Origin of the sequence: Mycobacterium sp. (assembly GCF_035653355.1) — a bacterium.
Lineage (GTDB): Bacteria > Actinomycetota > Actinomycetes > Mycobacteriales > Mycobacteriaceae > Mycobacterium.
The window spans coordinates 1-8,174 of record NZ_DASRBZ010000124.1; the positions used below are offsets into that span (position 1 = coordinate 1).

Here is an 8,174-nt window from a genome sequence, read left to right on the forward strand (position 1 = left end):
ACCGCAACCACCACCTAGAGGTTTCGGACAAGGTGTCGATGGCCAACTACCGCGCCAACCGGTTGTGCTGCGATGCCGCGGACCGGGCCATGCAGATCTTCGGTGGCCTGGGCTACAGCCGCCATGAGCCATTCGAGCACATCTACCGCCACCATCGCCGCTACCGGATCACTGAAGGCTCCGAGGAAATTCAAATTCGCCGAGTGGCGCAGCGGCTGTTCAAGTTCGACAAGGCCCGCCGATGACCAGTGCCGAGCAGCTGCAGGCCAGCCTGCCGGCGGTGCTACGCCCTGTGCTCGGCGCCGACGTGGCGATCGAGAACTTACGCGCGCTGACCGGCGGCGCCAGCCGCAGCACCTGGGCGTTCGACGCCGTCACCGCTGAAGAACGCCGCTCGCTGATCCTGCGTACCGGAGCGTCCGACGACATGCACGCCGGTATGGAGCGCGAAGCGCGAGTGCAGGCCGCCGCTGCGGCGGACGGAGCTCCCGTCCCGCGAATCCTGGCCGCGACGGATTCGCCTGAAGCGCTTGGTAATCCGTTCTTGATCTGCGAAGAGATCAAAGGCGAAACGATTGTGCGGCGCATCGATCGTCAGCTCCAAAGCGCCGGTGGGGACGAGGGCCGGGCACGGCTACTGCGCCAATGCGCCCAAGCGCTGGCCGCCATCCACCGGGCCCACCCGAGTGATGCGGACCTCGATCAGCAAGACCAGCTCACGGAATGGCGGGCCCGGCTCGACGCCATCGGCGATACCACCGCAACCTTCGAATGGGCCTTTCGTTGGCTGGCCGCCCACCGGCCACCGCCGTCACCTGCCCGTCTGGTGCACGGCGACTTCCGGATGGGCAACTTCATCGTCGACGGCTCCGACCTTGCGGCCGTTCTGGATTGGGAACTGGTGCACATCGGCGAGGTGTATGAGGACCTGGCCTGGTTTTGCATACGCGCCTGGCGGTTCGGCGCGCCGGCCAGCCGCGGCGCCGGCGGGCTTGGCAGCATCGAGAGCTTTCTTTCGGCCTACGAAGAGGTTAGCGGCATGCCCGTCGGCCGCGGGCAATTTCGCTGGTGGCTAGTGCTGGCCACGCTGCGCTGGGGGGTCATCTGCCGATACCAGGCACATCGTCACCTGAGCGGCCAAGTCCGCTCAGTAGAGTTGGCCACCATCGGCCGCCGGGTCTGCGAGACCGAGTGGGATCTGTTGGAACTGCTCGACCCCGGCGGCGGCTCCGATGCCCGCCCCACAGCGGTGGCCCGCGAATCGAGACCAGCCCCGACGGCTCTGCATGGCCGTCCCACCGCGGCCGAGTTAGTCGGCGCGGTTGCCGAATTTCTGGAAACCGATGTCCGGCAAGCGACCACGGGACAGGTCAACTTCCACGCCAGGGTCGCCACGAACGCACTGCGCATCGTCGAACGCGAACTTCTGATTGCCGACGACACCACGCCGCGGGTGGCGCTAGCGCAGCTCGGCTTCGCCGACGAAGCCGAACTGGCCGCGGCTATCCGTGCCGGTGATCTCGAGGAAAAGTCCCACGACGTGATGTCGTGTCTTCGTACGGTGGTACGGCATCGGTTAGCAGTCGCCCATCCTGGATACGACCAGCCCGACGATGAGACGCGATAGGCGCGACTGTGTTCTGAGATCAGTTACAGCGCAAGGCGTTAGCGCGATAGCATTCGACAAAGTCACCGTAGCCACACGTTTCTGCCAACGCCAGTTCGCCTTCGCGATCCGCCTCTTCGAGATCTTCCATCCACTGCCGAACAAGGGCGGCACCAGTTTCACGCGCCGCCGGGGATGCCTGCGGAACAGCGCGCAACCGGCTGAGGCGGCGGATGTACTGGTCGGCGAGTGTCAGCCGATGTACGCCGGTCACCAAATCGATTGCCTCACCGGCCCATACCCGCACCATGCGCCGATAAGCACAGATTTCGTCCGCTGGTAGTCCGGCGGTACCGAGAATGAACCGGGCTTTGCCGAGCTCAGCCAACAGCACGGAACGGCGCGCTTTCAGGTTTTCGCGCGAGATCAACAAATCGGCGCCGATCCGGCTCTCGGTCACCGGGGCGGGTGGTCGGCTCAGCGACGGCGGATGTATCGCACGACCGACGTCGACACGCGCCCAGTCGCCGAAACTCTCTGCCCACAAGCCGAATTCGCCGATGGCGACATTGAGTTCGGCTCGGTGACGGTCGAGGTGCGCGGCGAATTTACTCCGTCCCTTGGCGGCCATCAACTGCGATGCCTGAACGGCGGCCTGGGTGAACGCGCCGTGGGCCGCGACCAGTGCGCTGATCTGGTCGCGGCCTCGCTGCTTGCTGTCGATGTCGGTCACTGCTGCGTGTGTTGGTCCTTCGCGGTTGTCGCTTCCTGCGCTGCCAGCGCGCCGGCGGTGGCCTCGCAGCTATCGAGATCGAACTCTTGGATGTGGCTCAGCACATTATCGACCAGGGTATCCATCCCGGCGCGGGCTTCAAGATCAGCGAGTCGCCCAACGGTGGTGTAGGTGGCTACCCGACGTGGCAGAAACAGCTGGCAGCAGTCCTGGTCACGCAGGACAGAGATTTCGGCGGTGCCGATCTGTCGGGCTTGGTCGAGAATCTCCACCTTGTCGAAGGCAAGCAGCGGTCTCAGCACGGGCAGACTGGAGGCTTCCTCCACGACGGCCAGATTAGCCAAAGTCTGGCTGGACACCTGTCCCAAGCTGTCACCGGTGACCAGGGCCTGCGCACCAACACGGCGAGCAAGCGCATCCGCCACCCGCACATACAGTCGACGCTGTGCCACGATTTGCGCTTCACCGGCACCACTGGTGGCCAGCGTGCGCTGGGCACGTCCGACGGCGGCCACGTATAACCGCGAGCCGGGCTGGAAACGGCTCAACTGGCGCGCCAGCGCGTACGCCTTGTAGGTCGAGGTCGCGTCGGTAAACGGTGCGCCGGTGCAGTGCAGGAAATCGCACCGCAGCCCCCGGCGCATCGCCCGATAAGCTGCGACCGGCGAATCGAATCCGCCCGAAAGCAGCGCCAGCGCATGCCCGCTGGATCCGACAGGCAGACCACCTTGGCCGCGATGTCGGTCTACACCAAGGAAGATTTCCCGCCGATCGACCTCTACACAGAGCTCCACGTCAGGGTGCTTCAAGTCGACCCGCCAGCCCAGTTCGGCGCATACTCGCGCCCCGATGCGAGCCGCCAGCTGCTCCGAGGTCAACCCAAATCGCCTGTCACGCCTTCTGCACCGCACCGCGAAGGTGGGTGCAGGCGGATCTGCGTCGCGCTCGCGGAGCAGCTTCACAGCCGCGGCCTCAGCCGCCGCCGCTGATTTGGCGACCCGCCATACCGGTTGAACGACACTGATGCCGATGACATCGCCGGCCCGCTCAACCACTTCGCCCTGCGCCAGCGGCGGCGCGGACACCGCCAAAACGCCGCTGCGCCGCCGCAATTGCACGCGCGAAGCGGTGTCACTGCCATGCGTCAGCGCATGCCGCAGGTTGCGCACCAGATGACGCTCGAACCGCTGCTGGTTACCACGCTTGAGCGCCAGCTCGCCGTACTTGAGCAACACGCACGGTTCGACGCGCAGTTGGCCCGCCGATGATGTTCCGCTGGCCACAGCCGGCTCAGAAGAAGCGGACGTCATTCCTCCACAATGCCCGCAATCCGGGCTATGTACACGGTCGGCATTTGCGCTCTCGGTAAACCACCAAGGCCATCTCCTTTGGGTGCCATGCACGCACCACCGGCATGCCCGAGGCAATGTATACCTCGCCTACAGCGACGGCGGCTCCGGGGTGATGGTGGCCGCCGGTATGCGCCGCCCGGCGCCGGACGCGCACCATACTTTGCACGCTGAGGAAGCCCGCCGCTGTCATCCTGAACAGGACGAGCGACACCATGAATCCCCGTCCTGCACTTTCGGTGCTCGCAATGTGTTGGTCTGCGCGGGTTTTCACCTGTCCGTGCAGTGACCCGCACTATTAAGTGCAGATAGGTCATCGGCCGGCCCACTGTTGGACCGGCCGGTAAGAAGCGGCGAAAAGAGCTGAGCTGCTGGGCAATCCGCCGCCGGCATTGCCCTCGACTCGCCGAGCGAGCAAATGGGCTCACCGGTACGACGCCCGGGTAGCCACCCTAGCTGGGTTCGGCGGCGGCTCGGCTCGTCACAGCTGCAAACTGATCGCCTCCCCAACCTCCCGCAACAGACGGGCCGTCCGCGCCCGTGCGCGCGGACAGCCACACCTAAGCCGTGGGCCGGCGCGCCCGGTTTAGGCGCTGATGGCCTGCTGGGCGGCGCCTGACTGGATCGCGATCTTGCGCGGCTTGGCGGCCTCGGCCACCGGGACCGTCAGCCGCAACACCCCGTCGGTGTAGTCGGCGTCGATGTGCTCGGTGTCGAGCTGGTCACCGAGGAACAGCTGCCGGTTGAACACGCCGTGCGGGCGCTCCGCGGCCAGCCAGTCATGGCCCTCGTCACCTGCGTACGGGCGCTCGGCACGCACCGTCAGCGCACCCTGGTCGACGGTGACGTCAATCGAGTCTGGATTGATGCCCGGTAGGTCGAGCTCGACAACGAACTTGTCGCCTTCACGCCAGACATCCATTGGCATCACCGCCGGACGCGTCGCGGTTCCGACCGGATTGCCCCATAGTTGCTGCGTCAGTCGGTCAATGTCACGGAAGAGTGGATCAAACCTCAGCATGGCTATCACCTCCTTCGTCACGTCCGAAGTGGACCCTTCTGCTTTCGCCACAGAAAACCTGCCTCGATCGAAACATATTCCCTACGGATGGCAGGAAACCCACCGACCATTCCCGCCCGGGCGATGACGACAGGCCACCCTTTGGCCGCTGGCGTCAAGAGCCAGCCGGGTCGGGCGCCGTCGCACGTTCGCCAGCGAGGTAGCGTCATCCTGCGCAGCTTTGTCCCCGATCTCGTAGCGGCCGTGCCTAGCGAGCACGCCACGCAGACACTTAGGAGCTGCCATGCCCGGAGCCGACACCGTCGTTCAGGTGGCCGATCAGCTGTTCGCAGCGATTGAAAACGGTGACACCGCAGCAGTGGGTCGCCTGTGGAGTGACGACATAGCGGTCTGGCGGGTCGGGGCCAGCCGGGACCGCGACAAGGCGCGGGCGCTGCGAGTGATCGACTGGTTCGTCGGTGCGACTTCGCAACGCCGCTACGAGATTCTGGATCGGGTGCTCTTCGACGGCGGGTTCGTCCAGCAGCACATCCTGCATGCTGTCGGGCGCAGCGGCGGGTCGATTGCCATGCGGGTGTGCATCGTGATCAAGGTTGGGGCAAATGGGCTGATCAGCCGCATCGACGAGTATTTCGACCCCGCCGAACTCGCTCCGCTGCTGAGCTAGGCTCGGCGACGATGCAGAGCGCGTAGCGCGATGAGGAGGAGCCGGGCCATCCAGTCCGAGCTCGGCGACGATGCAGAGCGCGTAACAGGTAGGTGTAGGTGCTCATGACGACTCTGGAAACACTGCTGAGCGATCCCGACACGGCCGGCGTGTGGAACCTGGTTCCCGAGCGGTCGGCGTTCACCTTCAAGACCAAAAACTTCTGGGGCCTGATGAGCGTCACGGGCGGGTTCACCGACGTCAGCGGAGACGGCCAGATCACGAGCAAGGGCGCCGTCTTCGGGCGCCTGGACATCAAGGTCGCATCGCTGCGAACCGGCATCCGCAGACGCGACGATCATCTTCGCTCCCCCGATTTCTTCGACGCCGAGCGCTTCCCGGAAATCAGCGTTGTCGTCACCGCCTTGCAGCCGACCACCGGCAACGCAGCCGACCTCCGCGCCAGCCTCACCATCAAGGGCATTACGGCAGAGCTGCCCCTGCCGGTCACGATCAGTGTGCTCGGTGACGGCTCCGTCCGGATCTCGGCGAAAACCGAGGTCGACCGGGCCCAGTTCGGGCTGGATTGGAATCGGGCGGGCATGATCGGCAAGGCAGCGACGGCATCGGCCGACGCCGTTTTTGTCCGGGCGCCGTAGCACCGACCCTGTAGCCAGTGAGCAGAACTGCGAGCGGACCGCACGCTCACTACAGGCGCGGCGAAGTCGCAGGGTCGGGCCGCCGCAGCGGCGCCGGGCAGTAGCATCTGCACCGTGCCCGCTTCGACACCCGCTTCAACTGGGACCCTGCGGATCCTTGTCTACAGCGACAACGCCGAAATCCGCGAAAAGGTTAAGTTGGCGCTGGGCAAGCGGCTCCATCCTGACCTGCCCGAGCTGAGCTACGTTGAGGTCGCCACCGCACCGATGGTGATCCGGCACATCGACGCCGGCGGCATCGACCTGGCCATCCTCGACGGTGAGGCCACCCCGGTCGGCGGGATGGGAATCGCCAAACAGCTGAAGGACGAAGTCACACACTGCCCACCGATGGTGGTGCTGATCGGACGCGCCGACGACGCCTGGTTGGCCAGCTGGTCGCGCGCAGAAGCTTTCGTCTCGCATCCCATCGACCCCATCCTGTTGGAACGGACGGTCATTGGGCTGTTGCGTGCCCCGGCAGCCTGATTCGAGTGCCGTGGTAGCCGATTCGCCTGCCGCCGTTGCCGTTTCGTCGCCCCACCACTGACACTGGCGTAAACTACCGGCCCCTGCGCGACCTTGTCGTTTCGGCTGTCCAGGTTGTGTTCGAGGTCACATCCAGACCCGTGAGCGGGGCGCCCCACAAGATCGTTAGGCTGTGGTTGACCTCACAGTCCGTGTCAAGGAAGACAACATCGAGGGAGCGACTTCGCGGGATGAATGTCTACACACCCATCCTGGTGCTCGGGGGGATTGCCACAGCCTTCGCGGTGTTCTCGGTGATCGTGGCGACGCTGGTCGGCCCCACTCGCTACAACCGCTCGAAGCTGGAGGCATACGAGTGCGGCATCGAGCCACCCGAATCAGCTTCGGCGCGCACCACCAGCGGACACCGGTTCCCGGTGAAGTACTACCTGACCGCGATGTTGTTCATCGTCTTCGACATCGAAATCGTGTTCCTGTACCCCTGGGCCGTCAGCTACGACGCGCTTGGGATCTTCGCGCTCGTCGAGATGGTGGTGTTCGTGTTGACAGTGTTCGTGGCCTACGCGTACGTGTGGCGCCGCGGCGGCCTGACGTGGGATTGAGGTAAGACGTGGGCCTGGAAGAGAAACTGCCAAGCGGTTTCCTGCTGACCACCGTGGAAAAACTGGCGGGCTACTTTCGCAAGAGTTCATTGTGGCCGGCGACCTTCGGACTGGCTTGCTGCGCGATCGAGATGATGTCGACGGCCTCGCCACGATTCGACATCGCTCGCTTCGGCATGGAGAGGTTTTCGGCGACCCCTCGCCAGGCCGATTTGATGATCGTCGCCGGGCGGGTCAGCCAGAAGATGGCCCCGGTGCTGCGCCAGATCTACGACCAGATGGCCGAGCCGAAGTGGGTGCTGGCGATGGGAGTGTGCGCGTCCTCGGGTGGCATGTTCAACAACTACGCGGTGGTGCAAGGCGTCGATCACGTTGTGCCGGTCGACATCTACCTCCCTGGTTGCCCGCCGCGCCCGGAGATGCTGCTCTACGCAATCCTCAAGCTGCACGACAAGATTCAGGAAATGCCGTTGGGCGTCGACCGCGAGCGCGCCATCGCCGAAGCGGAAGAGGCGGCGTTGGCGGCCAAGCCCACCATCGAGATGCGCGGGCTGTTGCGATGAGCTCACCGGAACAAGACCCGAAGGAGGCGATCCGCCGCCCCGACGAGGAAGTCATCGACGTGCGCCGCGGCATGTTCGGTGTCTACGACACCCCTGACACCTCCGGCTACGGACGGCTGGTGCGCGCGGTCACGCTGCCCGGCAGCAGCCCGCGGCCGTACGGCGGCTACTTCGACGAGGTGGTCGATGCGCTGGCGGAGGCCCTGAAAAGCAGCGGCGTCGAATACACCGACGCGATCGAGAAAGTCGTGGTGTACCCCCCCGGTAAGCAGGGCGAGCTGACGCTGTACGTGCGCCGCGAGATGCTGGTGCAGGTCGCCCAGCGACTGCGCGACGAGCCGCGGCTGCGCTTCGAGCTGTGCCTGGGCGTCAACGGGGCGCACTACCCGCACGAGACCGGACGCGAACTCCACGCCGTCTACCCGCTCAAGTCGATCACGCACAACCGTCGCGTCCGACTGGAAGTC

11 protein-coding genes are annotated in these 8,174 nt (G+C 65.2%); 8 read left to right on the plus strand and 3 right to left on the minus strand.

All coding sequences use genetic code 11. The features are described 5' to 3' along the window. Both VFA16_RS03885 and VFA16_RS03890 read left to right on the plus strand, forming a co-directional pair. A partial coding sequence (locus VFA16_RS03885) for an acyl-CoA dehydrogenase family protein (RefSeq protein WP_324966547.1) occupies positions 1-245 on the plus strand: 245 nt, incomplete at its 5' end. Further along, positions 242-1,627, plus strand: a complete 1,386-nt coding sequence (locus VFA16_RS03890) for a phosphotransferase family protein (protein WP_324966548.1) — start codon at positions 242-244, stop codon at positions 1,625-1,627. The genes VFA16_RS03885 and VFA16_RS03890, both read left to right, overlap by 4 nt. A 19-nt stretch (positions 1,628-1,646) precedes the next feature. Here the strand turns inward: VFA16_RS03890 and VFA16_RS03895 are convergent, their stop codons facing one another. The 3 genes from VFA16_RS03895 to VFA16_RS03905 form a co-directional block, all read right to left on the minus strand. Then, entirely contained in the window at positions 1,647-2,339 is a 693-nt protein-coding gene (locus tag VFA16_RS03895; protein ID WP_324966549.1) for a hypothetical protein, read from the minus strand. Beyond that, the gene (thiI, locus tag VFA16_RS03900) at positions 2,336-3,592 is read right to left on the minus strand and encodes a tRNA uracil 4-sulfurtransferase ThiI (RefSeq protein ID WP_324966556.1); all 1,257 of its coding nucleotides are present in this window, start codon (positions 3,590-3,592) and stop codon (positions 2,336-2,338) included. Before thiI ends, VFA16_RS03895 begins: the two co-directional genes overlap by 4 nt. A 682-nt stretch (positions 3,593-4,274) precedes the next feature. Beyond that, positions 4,275-4,709 carry an HSP20 family small heat-shock protein gene (locus VFA16_RS03905; RefSeq protein ID WP_324966550.1) on the minus strand — a complete coding sequence of 145 codons (435 nt, stop codon included), beginning with the start codon at positions 4,707-4,709 and terminating at the stop codon, positions 4,275-4,277. Between the two features lie 283 nt (positions 4,710-4,992). Here VFA16_RS03905 and VFA16_RS03910 point away from each other — a divergent pair, with 283 nt between their 5' ends. The 6 genes from VFA16_RS03910 to VFA16_RS03935 all read left to right on the plus strand — a co-directional run. After that, positions 4,993-5,376, plus strand: coding sequence for a nuclear transport factor 2 family protein (locus VFA16_RS03910; protein ID WP_324966551.1), 384 nt, complete (start codon positions 4,993-4,995; stop codon positions 5,374-5,376). A gap of 104 nt (positions 5,377-5,480) precedes the next feature. Continuing rightward, entirely contained in the window at positions 5,481-6,014 is a 534-nt protein-coding gene (locus tag VFA16_RS03915; protein ID WP_324966552.1) for a YceI family protein, read from the plus strand. Positions 6,015-6,128: 114 nt separating this feature from the next. Beyond that, positions 6,129-6,542, plus strand: a complete 414-nt coding sequence (locus VFA16_RS03920) for a hypothetical protein (RefSeq protein ID WP_324966553.1) — start codon at positions 6,129-6,131, stop codon at positions 6,540-6,542. Between the two features lie 230 nt (positions 6,543-6,772). After that, positions 6,773-7,144, plus strand: a complete 372-nt coding sequence (locus VFA16_RS03925; RefSeq protein WP_324966554.1) for an NADH-quinone oxidoreductase subunit A — start codon at positions 6,773-6,775, stop codon at positions 7,142-7,144. A gap of 8 nt (positions 7,145-7,152) precedes the next feature. Beyond that, positions 7,153-7,707 (plus strand): NuoB/complex I 20 kDa subunit family protein, encoded by a 555-nt coding sequence (locus VFA16_RS03930; RefSeq protein WP_083086153.1) that lies wholly within the window; start codon positions 7,153-7,155, stop codon positions 7,705-7,707. Continuing rightward, a partial coding sequence (locus VFA16_RS03935; protein WP_324966555.1) for an NADH-quinone oxidoreductase subunit C occupies positions 7,704-8,174 on the plus strand: 471 nt, incomplete at its 3' end. The genes VFA16_RS03930 and VFA16_RS03935, both read left to right, overlap by 4 nt.